Raw genomic sequence first — 16,817 nt, forward strand, 5'->3', positions numbered from 1 at the left:
AAACATAAATCGTTAAAGAGTAGTAAAAAACTCGTAGTGGCCGCGACAGGGTTCGAACCTGCAACCCTCAGAGTCGAAATCTGATATTCTATCCAGTTGAACTACACAGCCATTTTGATTATAGATTGCTTATTAACAATTTTAGATTTGTGATTTAAAATCGTTTACAACACTAACCTTTAAACCAATAATTTCTTTACAAGTGTTGAAATAGTTTTTCCTTCGGCAGTTCCGCCTAATTGTGCTGCTGCTAATCCCATAACTTTTCCCATTGATGCAATTCCAGAAGCTCCAGTTTCAGCAATAATTTTAGCGATTACCGCTTCTACTTCCGCTTCGGTTAATTGTGCTGGTAAGAATTTTTCGATTACTGCAATTTGAGCCAATTCAGGTTCTGCTAAATCCAAACGATTTTGCTCAGTAAAAATCCTAGCGCTTTCTTTACGTGTTTTTACTAATCTTTGAAGCAATTTAACTTCGTCATCAGCAGAAATTTCTTCTTTTGATCCAGATGCAGTCTGAGCTAATAATATTTCAGATTTGATAGCTCTTAAAGCTTCTAGTGCAACTGTATCTTTGGCTCTCATGGCAACTTTGATATCGTCCATGATTTGTATTGATAAACTCATTTTATTTTAGATATTAGATTCTTGTTATTAAATTCTCCTTTGCAAAATAATCCATATTATGACACTAAATTATTACCCCAGATAGAAAAGAAAAGCCTTTTTGAAGAAAATTCATTTTTTTATAAAACTTAAAAAGCGACCTTGGAAGCTCTTTTAAGTGCTTATAAAAAAGAATTTTTGATAAAAGCTTGAAATGATAGCTGGATTAAGGCACACAAAATTAAAGAAATTTAATGGGAATAACAATAAAACCACCGTTTCCTATAGTAGAAAAAATAACCCGAAAATTCAATTGAGTTTTCGGGTTATTTTAATTTAGTAAGTATTACTTAATCTACATTATCATGCAAATATGAATTGTTTGAACGCAATTGTAAATCATTATTACTATCTGTTCCTACTGAAATTCTTGAATTCGTATTATTTGCAGGATTATTTGAAATATCAATCCCTAATCGTTTGTATGCAGGTTCCTTTTCGTATTCATCAATTTTAGAAACGTTATTATGAAACTTATAATTGAATTCTTTTAATTTCTTTCTTCTCTCATCTGCTCTCATTCGCAACGACTCTTCTATTGTCATTTCCATTGGAGAAACTGGTTCAAAATCAACATTTACAGGTTCAGATTTTTCCACTTGTTTCATGGTAATATTCAACTCAGCAGGAATTACAACTTCTGGCGTTTTTGCAACTGGTTTAGCTGTGAATTCTGGCTCAAGATCCATGTATTCTTCTAGAGAATACTTAATTATTCCACTATCAGTTAACTCCGTTACTGGTACAAATTGCACCGCTTCATTTACTTTAATCTCTTTTGTTTCGTTTGTAAGTTCGAAAAGAACTTTATTTTCCTTTACTTCTTCTACTACTGCTGGTTCTGTTTTAAAAAGAGGTAGATCAAATGAAAAAGTAGTCTGCTCTTGTCTTTCAACAACTTTTGGCTGCGGAATTTTGGCTTGTGCTACTGGTGCTGTAATTGTAAAATCTACATCACTTATAGGAGAGACAATTTCGAAAGTTACGTCAAGATTTTTAATAAATTCTGACATCACTGTTAATTCATCTTTTTGAATCAAAGGTTGCTCAATTACTGACTCAGGAACGACAACTGGCTCAGGAATTACAACTGTATCTTCTAATAAATCAAAAACAACTCTTTCATTGGAGTTCGAAACTTGCGAATCTGCATTTAAATCAAATGCTGTAACTGATTTACTGCTTAGATTATAAACACTTCTTTGTTCATCCTCAAGCGTATGAATTATTTTCTTAGGTTCTGTATTTACAATTTCGTTTTGTTGCTCAATATCAAATCCTGTTGCAATTATAGTTACTGCAATAGCATCTCCAAGAGACTCATCTTCACCAACTCCCATAATAATATTAGCATTGTGACCTGCTTCTACCTGAATATGATCATTGATTTCTCCTATTTCATCAATAGTTATTTCATTAGTTCCAGAAACGATAAGCAACAATACGTTTTTGGCACCAGTTATTTTATTATCATTTAACAAAGGAGAATCTAAAGCAGCGATAATCGCTTCCTTAGCTCTGTTTTCTCCAGAAGAAACTGAAGATCCCATAATAGCAGTTCCGCTATTAAAAAGAACCGTTTTAGCATCTCTTAAATCGATATTCTGAGTGTAGTGATGTGTAATAACTTCAGCAATTCCTCTTGAGGCAGTTGCTAAAACTTCATCTGCTTTTGAAAACCCAGCTTTAAAACCAAGATTACCATATACTTCTCTTAGCTTGTTATTGTTAATAACAATTAATGAATCGACTTGCTTACGCAATTTTTCGATACCGATTAAGGCTTGCTCTTGGCGCACTTTACCTTCAAAAAGAAAAGGCAAGGTTACAATACCAACCGTAAGAATATCTCTTTCTTTAGCCAATTGAGCTATTACTGGCGCAGCACCAGTACCTGTTCCACCACCCATTCCAGCAGTAATGAAAACCATTTTAGTATTGCGATCCAACATTTTTTCTATGTCAGAAATGCTTTCAATCGCTGATTGCTGTCCTACATCAGGATTAGCTCCAGCACCAAGTCCTTCAGTAAGGTTAACACCTAGCTGAATTTTATTTGGTACAGAACTGCTCTGTAAAGCTTGAGAATCCGTATTACATACGATAAAGTCAACACCTTTAATTCCTTGCTTAAACATGTGGTTTATAGCATTGCTTCCACCACCACCTACTCCTATAACTTTTATCACATTTGATTGATTCTTTGGTAAATCAAATGAAATACTTCCAAATTCTGAGTCGCTCATCATTTTATTTGGTTTTTTTTTGAAATTGTTATATTATTAATCTTTTTATTATTTTTAAAGGCCGCGCCTTTTACTCTGCATTATCTAAAAAATCTTTAATCTTATCTACATATCGATCAAAGAAATTTCGTTGTATTCTATTTACAGTAGAATTGTGTTTTTCATTTACACTTTGATCTACTTGTTCTTCTACACTTTCGTACACTTCTTGTATGGGCGCTTGAACAACTGCAGGTCTGTAAGTTGGAATTTTAGGTTGTTCTAAAGCCTCAACTCGAATAGCACTTTGTGATTTATTCTCAATACTCTTCATTACCAATCCTACCGCTGTTGCGTACAAAGGACTTGATATTTCCTCATCTGAATTTCCAGCTAAATGCTCATTTGGATATCCAATTCTAGTATCCATACCTGTAATATACTCTACTAACTGCTTAATGTGTTTTAATTGAGCACCGCCACCTGTCAGTACAATACCAGCAATTAATTTTTTACGAGGATCTTCATGACCATACGCTTTGACTTCTGTAAAAACTAGATCAACGATTTCTACAACTCTGGCATGAATAATTTTAGAAAGGTTCTTTAATGAAATTTCTTTCGGTTCTCTACCTCTTAATCCAGGAATAGAAACAATCTCGTTATCTCTATTTTCACCTGGCCATGCTGAACCAAACTTAACTTTTAATAATTCCGCTTGTTTTTCAATGATCGAACACCCTTCTTTAATATCATCTGTAATCACATTACCACCAAAAGGAATAACCGCTGTATGTCGTATAATTCCATCTTTAAAAATAGCTAAGTCAGTTGTTCCTCCACCGATATCGATTAAAGCAACACCAGCTTCTTTTTCTTCTTGACTTAATACTGCATCTGCAGAAGCCAAAGGCTCTAAGGTTAATCCTGACAACTCAATTCCAGAACTTTGAATACATCTCCCTACGTTGCGTATAGAAGAAGCTTGTCCAACTACAACATGAAAACTAGACTCTAATCTTCCGCCATACATTCCTATTGGTTCTTTTATTTCAGATTGGCCATCAATTTTGAATTCTTGTGGTAAAACATGTATGATTTCTTCACCAGGTAACATCGCCAATTTATTTACTTGATCTATCAAAAGTTGAATGTCGTTTCCTCCTATCACTTCTTCAGGATTATGTCTGCTTATGTAATCTGTATGCTGAATACTGCGAATGTGTTGTCCAGCAATTCCAACTACTACGTCTTTAATTTTGTAACCTGAATTATTTTCTGCCTCTTGAACTGCTTGTTGTATTGATTGTATAGTTTGAGTAATGTTATTCACAACACCTCTAGCCACACCTAAACTTTTGGACTTTCCAATTCCTAAAATTTCTAGTTTACCATATTCATTCTTTTTGCCTATCATGGCAACTATTTTTGTTGTCCCAATATCTAGACCTACTGCAATGTTATCTTTTTCCATTATCTATTATTTAGTGCAAACTACTTGTTCCGTAAATCGGAGGTCAATTTTTTTATATTTATACAACGAACTATCTAAAACTGCTTTTTGAAAAAAAGCTTTATAATTTTTAAATTTTCGCTCCACATTATTCAGATTACCAAAATCAATTTGATAATTAAAATTCCTGTTGAGCATTATTAAGCTACCATTTGGCATAATTTGTATTCCGATTATATTTTTTTTCAAAAATGAATCATCAAAAATTACGCGAAACAATTCAGCTAAATCTTCGTTATTATTTTTATTTATTTCTCCTGAAACAAGGGGAACTCTTGCAGTGAAATTTGATGACAAAGGCATTCTATCCCCTTCGTAATCAATATAAAAAGAACCATTACTATCAAATACTCTAGCAACAGGAGTCTTTTGTTTTACCACAGCTTTTAAAACACCATCAATACTCACAAATACATCTGACTTCTCAATCATCTGATGTGAATTCAAGTTTTTTTCTAGCTTATTCAAATCTAAATTAACTTTTTGAATACTCGTTACCGCACTATTATTTTCTATTAACAATTTATTAACCGTTTCCTGTTTAATAAAAGGCGCGTTATCTCCTACAAAAGTAATGATTGTTTTTGACAATTTCCTATTTTCATTTCGTTTTGAAGTAAATGAAAATAAAAAAATAACCAATACAAACATTAGCACTAATCGTATGTTTATCCAATTAAAGAGTTTCATTTATCGCTTTCTTAATTGATGGTACTAATTCTCCAATATTACCCGCTCCAATAGTAACAATAACGGTAGCTTCACTTTTCAAAATTGAGGCTATTAAATCCTCTTTTTCTACTAATTTCTTATTATTATTGGTCATCTTTTCCATAAGCCATTGAGAATTTATACCTTCCATGGGTAACTCACGAGCTGGATAAATGTCTAATAAAAGTACTTCATCGAATGCTGATAAACTTTTAGCAAAATCATCAGCAAAATCTCTTGTTCTGCTAAATAAGTGGGGTTGAAAAACAGCTAAAACTTTTTGATTTGGATACAACTCCCTAACTGCTTGATTCACTGCATTTATTTCAGTAGGATGGTGTGCATAATCATCAATATATACCTTATCAACGGTTTTAATTTGATAAGAAAATCTTCGTTTAATTCCCTTAAATGAAGCAACAGCAGCAGCAATAACTTTAGTTGGAGTACCAAATAAATCTGCCATTGCAATAGCCATTAGTACATTCATTAAATTATGTTTCCCCGGCAACCCAAAATGAATGTCCTTAATAACCGAAGTAGGTGTTTGAACGTCAAAAACATAACTTCCATCACCAATCCTAACATTAAACACCTTATAAACAGCCTCTTCATTTATAGCGCAAATAACTCCTTCTATAGGGAGCTCTTTGGTAATAAAGAGTTTAGATTTGTCTGTTATTTTTGAAGCAAATTCTACGAAAGATTCTTCTATTGCCTCACTTGTACCATAAATATCTAAATGATCAGCATCCATAGAGGTTATGCAGGCAATATTAGGATGCAGGTGTAAAAAAGACCTATCAAATTCGTCCGCCTCGACAACAGTTATAGTTTTTCCATTTCCAATTAAATTAGAATTGTAATTTTCTACTATTCCACCAATAAAAGCAGTTACGTCAGCTCCAGCTTCATTCAAAATATGACCTAAAATACCTGATGTAGTTGTTTTTCCATGCGTTCCAGCAACTGCAAAACAAAAAGTATCTTTAGTAATTAATCCTAAAACTTCAGCTCTTTTTTTAATTATATAATCTCTTTCTATAAAATAATTCCATTCAGAATGAGCACTAGGAACAGCAGGAGTAACAATAACTAAAGTATTTTCATTGTAAAAATCTGAAGGTATCAAATTAATATTATCCTCAAAATGTATTGAAATTCCGCTTTCTATTAATTCAGAAGTAAGAACAGAAGGCGTTTTATCATATCCACAAACTTGCTTGCCTAAATTTTTAAAATAGCGCGCAAGATTGCTCATACCGATTCCTCCGATACCTATAAAATAAACGTTATGTATTTGATTTAAATTCATTTTTAATTTTCAATATTACTTGTAATAGCACTTTTAGTTTTACTTCCAAAATACCCGTAGAATGTTAAACTTGATTTTACTGTAATTATTTTATTAATTTTATTATTTCCGCCACAATATCTTTTGTTGCATTTGGTTTTGCTAATTTTTTCATGTTTAAACTCAAACTGTTTTGAAGGTTTTCATCATGCAACAATTTGTTAAAAACAGACTCAAATTTATCCTCTAATTCACTCTCTTTTATCAATAAAGCTCCCTTTTTATCAGCAATAGCCTTGCCATTCTTAGTTTGGTGATCCTCAGCTACGTTAGGAGAAGGAATAAAGATTGTAGGCTTACCAACCAAGCATAACTCTGAAACAGATGACGCTCCTGCACGAGAAATAACAAAATCGGCAGCTGCATAAATTAAATCCATTCTATCAATAAAGGAGACCACTTGAACATCTTCTTTCTCTGAAAAATGTCTGTATTCTGACATATAAAAATTACCACACTGCCAAAAAACTTGAACGCCAGAAGCTAATAAAAAATCCAATTCTTTTTCTATTAACTGATTTATTCTTCTAGAACCAAGACTTCCTCCAAGAATTAATAAAGTTTTTTTATTGGTATCTAAATTAAAATAAGAAAGGGCTTCACTTCTTTTTGAGTCAATATCTAAAACATCTTGACGAACTGGATTGCCCGTTAAAATCATTTTCTCTTTTGGAAAAAAACGTTCTAAATTTTCATAAGCAACACAAATCGTATTTGCTTTTTTACTTAACAATTTATTTGTGATTCCTGGAAAGGAGTTCTGTTCTTGAATAACAGTTGGTATCCCCAATAAAGTAGCTATTTGTAATAATGGTCCGCTTGCAAAACCACCGGTACCAATGACAACATCTGGTTTAAATTGGCGTACAATTGTACGCGCTCTAAACAAACTACTAATTAACTTTAATGGAAAAAGTGCATTGTCAAAAGTTATTCTTCTCTGCAATCCGGCAATCCAAAGTCCCTTAATCCGATAACCCGATTGTGGTACTTTTTGCATTTCCATTTTATCTTTGGCACCTACAAAAAGAAACTCAGCATCTGGAAAACGAGTTTTTAATTCATTTGCGATAGCAATTGCAGGATAAATATGTCCTCCTGTACCGCCGCCACTTAATATGAATCTATATTGTTTCATTTTCTTAAACTTACTGAGTTAGTATTATTTTATATTACATTAGAAAAAAAATTACTTGTTTAAAACTGCTTGCATTGGATTTACAGCTTTGTCCTGAATTGAATAATCTTCTTCTAAAACAAATTCTTCTTCTAATTCTCTATCTATTAATTTTTGTAATGCTTCTTCTCTTTTTGCCGCTTCTTTTAATTCTTGAGTAATTTCCTCTTCTTTTTTAGTTACGCCTATAATAATGCCTAAAGCAATACAAGTCATCCAGATGGAAGTTCCTCCACTACTAATTAGAGGCAACGTTTGACCAGTAACGGGCAAAAGCTCTACAGCTACCGCCATATTTATCATGGCTTGAAAAATCATTGGAAATCCCAATCCTATTACTACCAATTTTCCAAAGAGTGTATTGGCTTTGTGCGAAGCAATGACAAACCTAAAAAGCAATAATAAATACAAGGATAAAACTCCCAAACCACCAATTAAACCATATTCCTCTACTATAATTGCATATATAAAATCGGAAGAAGACTGTGGTAAGAAGTTTTTCTGAACACTTTTTCCTGGTCCTAAACCATATATTTTACCTGAGGCAATGGCAATTTTTGCTTTTTCTATTTGGTAATCATCTTCATCGGGTTTGTCTGTACTAAAACTTTCAATTCTACTTTCCCAAGTTGCAACTCTATTAAAAAATTTGGCATCTGGAAAAGCTTTTGAAATCAATATAAAAAACCCAAGAAATAAAATACCAGTTCCAATAATAATAGCCAAGTATTTCATTGGATAACGACCTATAAAAGCCAACATTAATATCATAGAAAAAATCAATGCCGTTGTCGAGAAATTAGATGGAAGAATAAAAATTAGCGTAATGAAAACGGGCAACCAAAGCTCTTTTAAAGATTCTACAAAATCAATTGGATTTTCCCTTGTTTTGGATAAATAGCGCGCTACAAACACAAACAGCACTAAAGCAGCAAATGCAGACGGTTGAAATGAAATTCCAACCAGTGGAATTTGTATCCATCGACTTGCATTGGCTCCACCAATTACAGTTCCTTTGATCATCGTTATAGCTAAAACTAACCAAACAACAGGCAACAACCATTTAGAAATCGATCTAAAATAATGATAAGGCACTTTATGTATATAATACACAATAAAGAATCCACATCCTATGTGAGCTAAATGTTTAACTAAATATCCTAAAGTATTTCCTGTTCCGTGGCCTATGTAAGCCAAATTACTACTCGCACTTAAAACAGGCATAAACGAAAACAAGGCAAGTAAGGCCACAAATGACCAAATCCCTTTATCTCCTTTTAAATTACCTATTAATCGCTTCATACTTTATTATCTTCAAATTTTATAAAACTCTTTTTTTATTACAAATGCTTAACGGCTTGTTTGAATTGATTTCCTCTGTCTTCGTAACTTTCAAATAAATCAAAACTAGCACATGCTGGGGATAACAAAACTGTATCTCCTTTTTCTGTTAATCTTTGAGCCATTTTTACAGCATCATTCATATTGTCTACTTCAACCATAATATCTACTACGTTGCCAAAAACATCAATAATTTTTTTATTATCAACACCAAGACAAATGATCGCTTTTACTTTCTCCCGAACTAAAGCCATCAATTCATTATAGTCATTCCCTTTATCAACACCACCAACAATCCAAACGGTTGGTGTATTCATGCTATCTAAAGCATAAAAAGAAGCGTTAACGTTAGTTGCTTTGGAATCATTTATATATTGAACATTCTGTATTTTTAAAACTTTTTCCAAACGGTGTTCTACTCCTTGAAAATCAGATAAACTCTCTCTAATAGTAGCTTTTCTTATTTGCATTAATTTTGCTACAGAGCTTGCTGCCATTGCGTTTTTCATGTTATGCTTTCCTTCTAAAGCAATGTATTCTGTGTTCATTGTAAATTCTTCTTGACTGATTTTAATCTCCATTTTATTATCTTTTATATAGGCTCCTTCGCTGAAAATTTTCGTCAATGAAAAAGGAATTAATTTTGCTTTTGTTTTGTGAGTGCTTAACCATTGGTTAATCGCTTCATCGTCTGCATCGTATATGAGGTAATCATCCTCGGTTTGATTCATTGTTATTCTAAACTTAGAATCGATGTAATTTTCGTATTTATAATCATAACGATCCAAATGATCTGGACTGATATTGGTAATAATTGCGATATGTGGTTTAAAATCTTTGATTCCATCTAATTGAAAACTACTCAACTCCAACACATACGAATCGTATTTATTATCTGCTACTTGCCAAGCAAAACTCTTTCCTATATTTCCGCCCAAACCAGCATTTAATCCTGCTGATTTTAACAAATGATGAGTAAGCATTGTAGTAGTGGTTTTACCATTACTTCCTGTTATACCAATAATTGTTGCATTTGTATAAGGAGCAGCAAACTCGATTTCTGACATTATTGGAATTCCTTTTTCTTTTAGCTTTTTTACTATTGGTGATTTGTCCGGAATTCCTGGACTTTTCATCACCAAATCTGCATTAAGAATCAGATTCTCTGTATGCATTTCCTCTTCCCATTCAATTCCATTTATAAGAAGAACCTCCTTATAGTTCCCTTTTATTTTTCCAAAGTCTGATACAAACACCTCATATCCTTTCTTTTTTCCTAGAATAGCAGTACCAACACCACTTTCTCCTCCGCCTAAAATCACTAATCTCATACTATCTTAATTTTAAAGTAATAATGGATAATATGGCTAACATGATGGCAACAATCCAGAATCGAGTTACAATTTTACTTTCGTGGTATCCTTTTTTCTGATAATGGTGATGCAAGGGAGACATCAAAAATATTCTTCGGCCTTCGCCAAAGCGTTTCTTTGTATATTTAAAATAACTTACTTGTAGGACTACAGATAAATTTTCGACAAGGAAAATTCCACACAATAATGGAATTAGCATTTCTTTACGCACCGCTATTGCCAAAACAGCAATAATTCCACCAATAGTTAAACTTCCTGTATCACCCATAAAAACGGAAGCTGGATAAGAATTGTACCATAGAAATCCGATAAGTGCCCCAACAAATGCCGCTATAAAAACGGTCATTTCACCTGAATTGGGGATATACATAATATTGAGATAGTTTGAAAAAATTATATTTCCAGAAACAAAAGTAAATATGCCCAACGCGAGAACAGAAACTGCTGATGTTCCGGCAGCAAGTCCATCAATTCCATCTGTAAGATTTGCACCATTAGAAACTGCTGTTATAATAAAAATAACTACAGGAATAAAAACTAGCCAAGCCCATTTTTGGTAACCATCACCAGTCCAAGCTAATAATTCAGCATAATCAAATTCATTATTTTTAAAGAAAGGTATTGTCGTTACTGTAGATTTCTCTTCAACGGGCGCTTGAACAATTACATTTTCTGTGGTAACTCTAAAAATATTTATTTTACCTGTATCTTGTCTTACAGTAACTGCAGGACTAAAATAAAGTACAGATCCCACAATCAAACCCAAACCAACTTGCCCAACAACTTTAAAAATTCCTTTTAATCCCTTTTTATCTTTTTTAAAGATTTTTATATAATCATCAATAAAGCCAATAGTTCCCATCCAAAGTGTGGTAACCGTCAACAAAACAATATAGATATTATGTAATTTCGCAAAAAGTATTACCGGAACAAGAGTGGCAAAAATTATAATTAATCCACCCATGGTTGGCGTTCCCGCTTTCTCATTTTGTCCGGCTAAACCTAGCTCACGAACAGTTTCACCAACTTGTTGCCTTTGTAAAAACTGAATAATTCTTTTTCCATAAATAGTTGACAACAGCAACGATAACATAAATGCTAATGCTGATCTAACAGTAATGTATTGAAAAACTCCTGTACCAGAGATATCCAATGTTTTGTCTAGATATTCAAATAAATAATATAGCATATATGATTATGAGTTAGTTGATTATTTATTAAGTTGTTCTAAAATTTCCTTTATTGTTTCCATATCGTCAAAATGGTGGCGAATGCCTTTTACTTCTTGGTAGGTTTCGTGTCCCTTACCAGCAATTAAAATTATATCGTTAGGCTGAGCCAATTGACAAGCTGTTTTTATTGCTTGCTTTCTATCTGTAATACTTAAAACTTTTTTATAGTTTTGAGGTGCAACACCTTGCTCCATTTCATTAATAATAGCATCAGGATCTTCCTCTCTGGGATTATCCGAAGTAAGTATCGCTTTGTCGCTTAATGCAGTTGCAATATCTGCCATTATCGGGCGTTTCGTTTTGTCTCTATTCCCACCGCAACCCACAACTGTAATTAGTTGTTCATTTTTAGTTCGAATATCATTTATAGTTTTCAAAACATTATCTAATGCATCCGGAGTATGCGCATAATCTATAATTGCAGTAATATTTGTTGCTGATACTATAAATTGAAATCTTCCAGAAACGCTTTCTAAATCAGATAATAATCGAAGTACTTCCAGACTTTCCAATCCTAACTCAACTGCTGCACCATAAATCGCTAATAAGTTATAGGCGTTAAAAGTACCTATCAATTTTACCCAAACTTCATTTCCGTTTATTTTTAATAACAAACCAGAAAGTTGGTTTTCAAGAATCTGAGCTTTATAATCGGCGTAAGATTTCAGAGCGTAAGAACATTTTCTTGCTGTTGTATTTTGCAACACTATTTGTCCATTTTTATCATCGATATTAGACAATGCAAATGCAGTTTTAGGCAAATGATCAAAAAATGATTTTTTTACATCTCTATATTCTGCAAACGTAGGATGGTAATCTAAGTGATCATGAGATAAATTAGTAAATATCCCTCCCACAAAATGCAACCCTTCTGTTCTCTTTTGATGAATACCATGTGAACTCACCTCCATAAAACAGTATTCAACACCTTGATCTACCATTTCTTTTAGATAGTGGTTTATGGTAATAGAATCTGGTGTAGTATGAGTGGCTTTATATTCAATAGTGTCAACAACAATTTTTACTGTAGAAAGCAACCCTACTTTAAAACCTGCTTTTTGGAATAACTGAAATAATAGGGATGCAATTGTAGTTTTACCATTGGTACCCGTAATTCCAACTAACTTTAAATGCTGAGATGGATCACCAAAAAAATTGGCCGCCATAAAAGCCATAGCAGTATTGGTGTCTTTCACTAATACATAAGTAACCTCTTTTTCAATTTTTTCAGGAAAAGTGTCGCACACTATGGCTACTGCTCCTAGCTGAATTGCTTTTTCTATAAAATCGTGCCCATCAGAAACAGAACCTCTTATTGCCACAAAAATATCATTAGATCCAATTTTTCGAGAATCAAAATCTAATTTATGAATAGCAACATCAGTCGAACCCTTTACGGCCTCGATAGCTACCTTGTACAATATATCTTTTAGTAAACTCATGATAATTCTAATAATATCGTTGCGTTCTTAACAATATTTTGTCCCGCTTCTACCGATTGTTTTTTTACTTTTCCAACTCCTAAAATTCGTACCTTCAAACCTAAATTACCCAACAATGCTACTGCATCCATACCAGACATTCCTTTTAGATTTGGCACTAATTGTTGCTTAACGTGAGATTTAACAAAATAAGAATCGTAATCACTTTCTTGTTTTGGAATTTTTCTGTCTAAATTTTTAATTTCATTCGTTGAAGGCGCATCCGTAAATATTTTTTGTGCAATTCTTTTAAAAACGGGTCCAGCAACATCGGCACCATAATAATTATTATTGACTGTATTTGGTTTATGAACCACCACAATACAAGAATATTTAGGATTGTCTGCAGGGAAATAGCCAACAAAAGAAGAAGCATAATGTTTGTCTGCACCTCCATTAATTCCATAATTTACTGCCGCAGTTCCCGTTTTACCTGCCATTGAAAAATCTTTAGAATACAATTTAGATCCAGTACCTTTTTTAACCACATTCTCTAAAACCGCGCGCAACTTTAAAATAGTAGATTGCGAACAAATTCTTGGATTTAAAACTTCTTTATCGTATTTTTTTATGGTTCTATTCCATTCTTTAATTTCAGAAACGAACTGAGGTTTCACCATTTCCCCATTATTTGCAACAGCATTATAAAAAGCTAATGTTTGCATAGGTGTAATTGAGACACCATATCCAAAAGCCATCCAAGGCAGCGAAATATTAGACCAATGTTTGTCTTTAGGTTGTGGTATGTAAGGTCTTCCTTCGCCTTTTATTGAAAGTCCTAATGGTTTGTTCAATCCAAAATTATTAAGATGATTTACAAATTTTGAAGGTTCATTTTTATAATTCTCATACACCGCTTGAACCATAATCGTATTAGACGAAAGTTCAAACCCTCTTGCTAATGAAATCTTACCGTAACCCCCAATATGCGAATCGCGTACTTTTTTGCCAGAATAAACGATAACCCCACCTTTACTATCATAAACACTACTAGTATCTGCTTTTTTATCTTCAAGAAGTGCCATCAAATCGGCAAGTTTATACGTAGATCCAGGCTCATGTGATTCGGCTACTGCATAATTCGTTGTTTCGAAATATGAACCATCAGTGCCTCTTCCTAAATTTGAAATTGCTTTTACATGACCCGTTTTTGTTTCCATAACCACTACACAACCATGATCTGCTTCATATATTTCTAACTGTTTTAGTAAAGCATGATGCGCAATATCCTGTATGTAAACATCTATAGTTGAGATAACATCATACCCGTCTTGAGGATCAACTTCATTTAAATCTCTTATTGGCTTCCATTGCCCTTTGGCAATCTTTTGTTTTAAAATTTTACCGTCTTTACCATTAAGATAATCTCTAAACGCCCACTCTATTCCTTTACCATCATACGATTCGCCTTTTGAAGTGCGCTCATAACCTACCGTTCGTTCAGCAATTTTACCTATTGGATGTTCTCTTACCGTTTCTTGCTCGATTATAATCCCTCCTTTATAGGCACCCAAATTAAATAATGGAAAACCTTTAATTTTAAAGTATTGTGTATAACTCAATTTACGAGCAATCAAATAATATCTGTTTTTGTTCGCTCTAGCTTTTCGAAGTTCATTCTCATAAAAACCCGATGATTTACCTAAAACTGTTGCTAACGAATCTGACAATGCTCTAACATTTTTCTCAAATGATTCTGGCTTTGGAGCCAAAGCATCAAAACGTATTTCATAATTTGGAATTGAAGTAGCCAAAAGACTGCCATCAGCAGAATAAATATTTCCTTTATTGGCTGGAATTACAAAATTCCTAACGGTTCTTTCTTTAGCCAACTTTCTATAATAATCCCCTTCAACCCACTGAATATTAGTTAATTTAACGGCAATAGCAATAGCCATGACAAAAATGCCAAAAGCTACCATGTATATTCTATAAGATATGTGCTTATCTTCTACTGCCATAATTTTCCTAAAAAGGTTTTATCTTCTTCTTTTATTACTTTTATTTTTACTGGAGGAACTGTTGACGGAAAAATTCCTTTCTCAATCATTTTTTCTGAAACAGTAGACTCCATTTTCAGTTTCATTAACTCAGAACGCCTGTCAACAAACTCAGAGCGCAACTCTTTAGCTTTATTAGTTAACTCGACAATTTTAAACACCTTTTGTTCAAATCTCTGAGTGTTAGCAATCATTAGAATAGCTAATAAAATTATAAAAACAATAAAACGCCAGTTCTTGACCGCATCCTCATTATTAAGGAATTTTGCCTTTAACAAACCGTATACTCCGTTTTTCATTTTTTAATAAATTATCTCTTTTCTGCTATTCTTAATTTGGCACTTCTAGCCCTATTGTTTTCTTTTATCTCTTGATTATCCGGAACAATTAGTTTACCGATGGTCTTGAATGGAACCGAAAAATTACCAAAAAAATCACGTTCAGGTTCTCCTTCAAACAGACCGTTTTTCATAAAACGCTTGACTAATCTGTCTTCTAAAGAGTGATATGATATAACACTTAATCTGCCTTCAGGACTTAAAATCTCTAGTGATTGCTCTAAAAATTCTTTTAAAACATCCATCTCTTGATTTACTTCAATTCGGATAGCTTGATAAATCTGAGCTAATATTTTATTTCGAATTCTTTCCGGTAAAAATCGTGCTAACACTTCTTTTAACTGATCTGTAGTTTTAATAGGACTATTTTCTCTAGACTCAATTATTGTTCTAGACAAAAGCGGAGCATTTTTTAATTCACCATAATCTAAAAAGACTCTTTTTAAATTAGCCTCATCATACTCATTAACCACTTTATAAGCATTTAAATCATTTTTTTGACTCATTCGCATATCCAATCCAGCATCAAATCGTGTAGAAAAACCTCTTTCTGGCACATCAAATTGATGAGAAGAAACTCCTAAATCTGCTAAAATTCCGTCTACACTTTTAATTCCGTAAAAGCGCATGAAACGTTTTATAAATCTAAAATTCTCATTAATCAGTGTAAATCTTTCGTCTGGCAATGCATTTGCCAAAGCATCCTCATCTTGATCAAAAGCAAATAGTTTTCCGTTTGGACCCAGTCTAGACAAAATTTCTTTTGAATGACCACCTCCGCCAAAAGTCACATCAACATAAACACCATCAGGTTTAATATTTAAACCATCTACTGTTGCATGAAGCAAAACCGGATTATGATATTCCATTGTCGTCGTCATTTATATTACCCATTACTTCTTCTGCTAAATCTGCAAAATCTAAATCCTCACCACTTATTGATTTTTCATATAAATCTTTATCCCAGATTTCTACAATATTCACTGCCGAAGAAAACACTACTTCTTTTGCTATACTTGCAAAAGAAACCAAATCCTTAGGAACTAATAACCTTCCTAGAGCATCAATCTCAACCACCTTAACCCCTGCAGTAAAGCGACGAATAAAATCATTATTCTTCTTTACAAAACGATTGAGTTTATTTATTTTTTGCATCATTAAATCCCATTCCTGCATAGGATATAACTCTAGGCAAGGCTGAAACACAGAACGCTTCAAAACGAATCCGTTTTGAAGTGAGGAAGCCAATTGCTTTTTCAAAGGCGCTGGCATGAGCAACCTTCCTTTAGCATCGACTTTACATTCATATGTCCCAATAATTGTATCCAAAGAATAGTATTAAATGATGTAGAGCAAAAATATAAAAAAAATTACCACATTTTACCACTATATACCACTTTGTTA

14 protein-coding genes and 1 tRNA gene are annotated in these 16,817 nt (G+C 33.1%); all 15 read right to left on the bottom strand.

The window, feature by feature from the left end:
- Window positions 1-37: 37 nt before the first annotated feature.
- The 15 genes from MW871_RS09090 to mraZ all read right to left on the bottom strand — a co-directional run bounded on the left by MW871_RS09090 (window position 38) and on the right by mraZ (window position 16,742).
- Window positions 38-111 (bottom strand) — tRNA-Arg (locus MW871_RS09090).
- Between the two features lie 68 nt (window positions 112-179).
- Window positions 180-629 (bottom strand): GatB/YqeY domain-containing protein, encoded by a 450-nt coding sequence (locus MW871_RS09095; protein ID WP_188048766.1) that lies wholly within the window; start codon window positions 627-629, stop codon window positions 180-182.
- A gap of 329 nt (window positions 630-958) precedes the next feature.
- Entirely contained in the window at window positions 959-2,917 is a 1,959-nt protein-coding gene (gene ftsZ, locus MW871_RS09100; protein ID WP_210644480.1) for a cell division protein FtsZ, read from the bottom strand.
- A 67-nt stretch (window positions 2,918-2,984) separates the two neighbouring features.
- Window positions 2,985-4,367 (bottom strand): cell division protein FtsA, encoded by a 1,383-nt coding sequence (ftsA, locus tag MW871_RS09105; RefSeq protein WP_188048768.1) that lies wholly within the window; start codon window positions 4,365-4,367, stop codon window positions 2,985-2,987.
- A 6-nt stretch (window positions 4,368-4,373) separates the two neighbouring features.
- Window positions 4,374-5,096, bottom strand: coding sequence for a cell division protein FtsQ/DivIB (locus tag MW871_RS09110; protein ID WP_210644482.1), 723 nt, complete (start codon window positions 5,094-5,096; stop codon window positions 4,374-4,376).
- The gene (gene murC / locus MW871_RS09115; RefSeq protein ID WP_248428319.1) at window positions 5,083-6,432 is read right to left on the bottom strand and encodes a UDP-N-acetylmuramate--L-alanine ligase; all 1,350 of its coding nucleotides are present in this window, start codon (window positions 6,430-6,432) and stop codon (window positions 5,083-5,085) included. Before murC ends, MW871_RS09110 begins: the two co-directional genes overlap by 14 nt.
- A gap of 85 nt (window positions 6,433-6,517) precedes the next feature.
- A complete protein-coding gene (murG, locus tag MW871_RS09120; protein ID WP_248428320.1) occupies window positions 6,518-7,609 on the bottom strand; it encodes an undecaprenyldiphospho-muramoylpentapeptide beta-N-acetylglucosaminyltransferase in 1,092 nt (363 codons plus the stop codon).
- Between the two features lie 51 nt (window positions 7,610-7,660).
- Window positions 7,661-8,950, bottom strand: coding sequence for an FtsW/RodA/SpoVE family cell cycle protein (locus tag MW871_RS09125; RefSeq protein ID WP_248428321.1), 1,290 nt, complete (start codon window positions 8,948-8,950; stop codon window positions 7,661-7,663).
- A gap of 38 nt (window positions 8,951-8,988) precedes the next feature.
- Window positions 8,989-10,320, bottom strand: a complete 1,332-nt coding sequence (gene murD / locus MW871_RS09130; protein WP_188048773.1) for a UDP-N-acetylmuramoyl-L-alanine--D-glutamate ligase — start codon at window positions 10,318-10,320, stop codon at window positions 8,989-8,991.
- 1 nt (window position 10,321) lies between these two features.
- Window positions 10,322-11,551, bottom strand: a complete 1,230-nt coding sequence (mraY, locus tag MW871_RS09135; RefSeq protein WP_188048774.1) for a phospho-N-acetylmuramoyl-pentapeptide-transferase — start codon at window positions 11,549-11,551, stop codon at window positions 10,322-10,324.
- A 21-nt stretch (window positions 11,552-11,572) separates the two neighbouring features.
- Window positions 11,573-13,036, bottom strand: a complete 1,464-nt coding sequence (locus MW871_RS09140) for a UDP-N-acetylmuramoyl-L-alanyl-D-glutamate--2,6-diaminopimelate ligase (protein WP_248428322.1) — start codon at window positions 13,034-13,036, stop codon at window positions 11,573-11,575.
- Window positions 13,033-15,036, bottom strand: a complete 2,004-nt coding sequence (locus tag MW871_RS09145; protein WP_248428323.1) for a penicillin-binding protein — start codon at window positions 15,034-15,036, stop codon at window positions 13,033-13,035. Before MW871_RS09145 ends, MW871_RS09140 begins: the two co-directional genes overlap by 4 nt.
- Window positions 15,027-15,374, bottom strand: coding sequence for an FtsL-like putative cell division protein (locus MW871_RS09150; protein WP_188048777.1), 348 nt, complete (start codon window positions 15,372-15,374; stop codon window positions 15,027-15,029). The genes MW871_RS09145 and MW871_RS09150 overlap by 10 nt, the downstream gene beginning before the upstream one ends.
- 11 nt (window positions 15,375-15,385) lie before the next feature.
- Window positions 15,386-16,294: a 16S rRNA (cytosine(1402)-N(4))-methyltransferase RsmH gene (gene rsmH / locus MW871_RS09155; RefSeq protein ID WP_210644493.1), complete on the bottom strand. Its 909-nt coding sequence runs from the start codon at window positions 16,292-16,294 to the stop codon at window positions 15,386-15,388.
- Window positions 16,269-16,742: a division/cell wall cluster transcriptional repressor MraZ gene (gene mraZ / locus MW871_RS09160; RefSeq protein ID WP_188048779.1), complete on the bottom strand. Its 474-nt coding sequence runs from the start codon at window positions 16,740-16,742 to the stop codon at window positions 16,269-16,271. Before mraZ ends, rsmH begins: the two co-directional genes overlap by 26 nt.
- Between the last annotated feature and the right edge of the window lie 75 nt (window positions 16,743-16,817).

It is taken from the genome of Flavobacterium pygoscelis (assembly GCF_023162025.1).
Taxonomy (GTDB): Bacteria; Bacteroidota; Bacteroidia; order Flavobacteriales; family Flavobacteriaceae; genus Flavobacterium; species Flavobacterium pygoscelis.

What these genes read in the sequence shown, in the direction of transcription:
- MW871_RS09095 (WP_188048766.1), bottom strand. Translation starts at nt 629, where the DNA reads ATGAGTTTATCAATACAAATCATGGACGATATCAAAGTTGCCATGAGA.
- ftsZ (WP_210644480.1), bottom strand. Translation starts at nt 2,917, where the DNA reads ATGATGAGCGACTCAGAATTTGGAAGTATTTCATTTGATTTACCAAAG.
- ftsA (WP_188048768.1), bottom strand. Translation starts at nt 4,367, where the DNA reads ATGGAAAAAGATAACATTGCAGTAGGTCTAGATATTGGGACAACAAAA.
- MW871_RS09110 (WP_210644482.1), bottom strand. Translation starts at nt 5,096, where the DNA reads ATGAAACTCTTTAATTGGATAAACATACGATTAGTGCTAATGTTTGTA.
- murC (WP_248428319.1), bottom strand. Translation starts at nt 6,432, where the DNA reads ATGAATTTAAATCAAATACATAACGTTTATTTTATAGGTATCGGAGGA.
- murG (WP_248428320.1), bottom strand. Translation starts at nt 7,609, where the DNA reads ATGAAACAATATAGATTCATATTAAGTGGCGGCGGTACAGGAGGACAT.
- MW871_RS09125 (WP_248428321.1), bottom strand. Translation starts at nt 8,950, where the DNA reads ATGAAGCGATTAATAGGTAATTTAAAAGGAGATAAAGGGATTTGGTCA.
- murD (WP_188048773.1), bottom strand. Translation starts at nt 10,320, where the DNA reads ATGAGATTAGTGATTTTAGGCGGAGGAGAAAGTGGTGTTGGTACTGCT.
- mraY (WP_188048774.1), bottom strand. Translation starts at nt 11,551, where the DNA reads ATGCTATATTATTTATTTGAATATCTAGACAAAACATTGGATATCTCT.
- MW871_RS09140 (WP_248428322.1), bottom strand. Translation starts at nt 13,036, where the DNA reads ATGAGTTTACTAAAAGATATATTGTACAAGGTAGCTATCGAGGCCGTA.
- MW871_RS09145 (WP_248428323.1), bottom strand. Translation starts at nt 15,036, where the DNA reads ATGGCAGTAGAAGATAAGCACATATCTTATAGAATATACATGGTAGCT.
- MW871_RS09150 (WP_188048777.1), bottom strand. Translation starts at nt 15,374, where the DNA reads ATGAAAAACGGAGTATACGGTTTGTTAAAGGCAAAATTCCTTAATAAT.
- rsmH (WP_210644493.1), bottom strand. Translation starts at nt 16,294, where the DNA reads ATGACGACGACAATGGAATATCATAATCCGGTTTTGCTTCATGCAACA.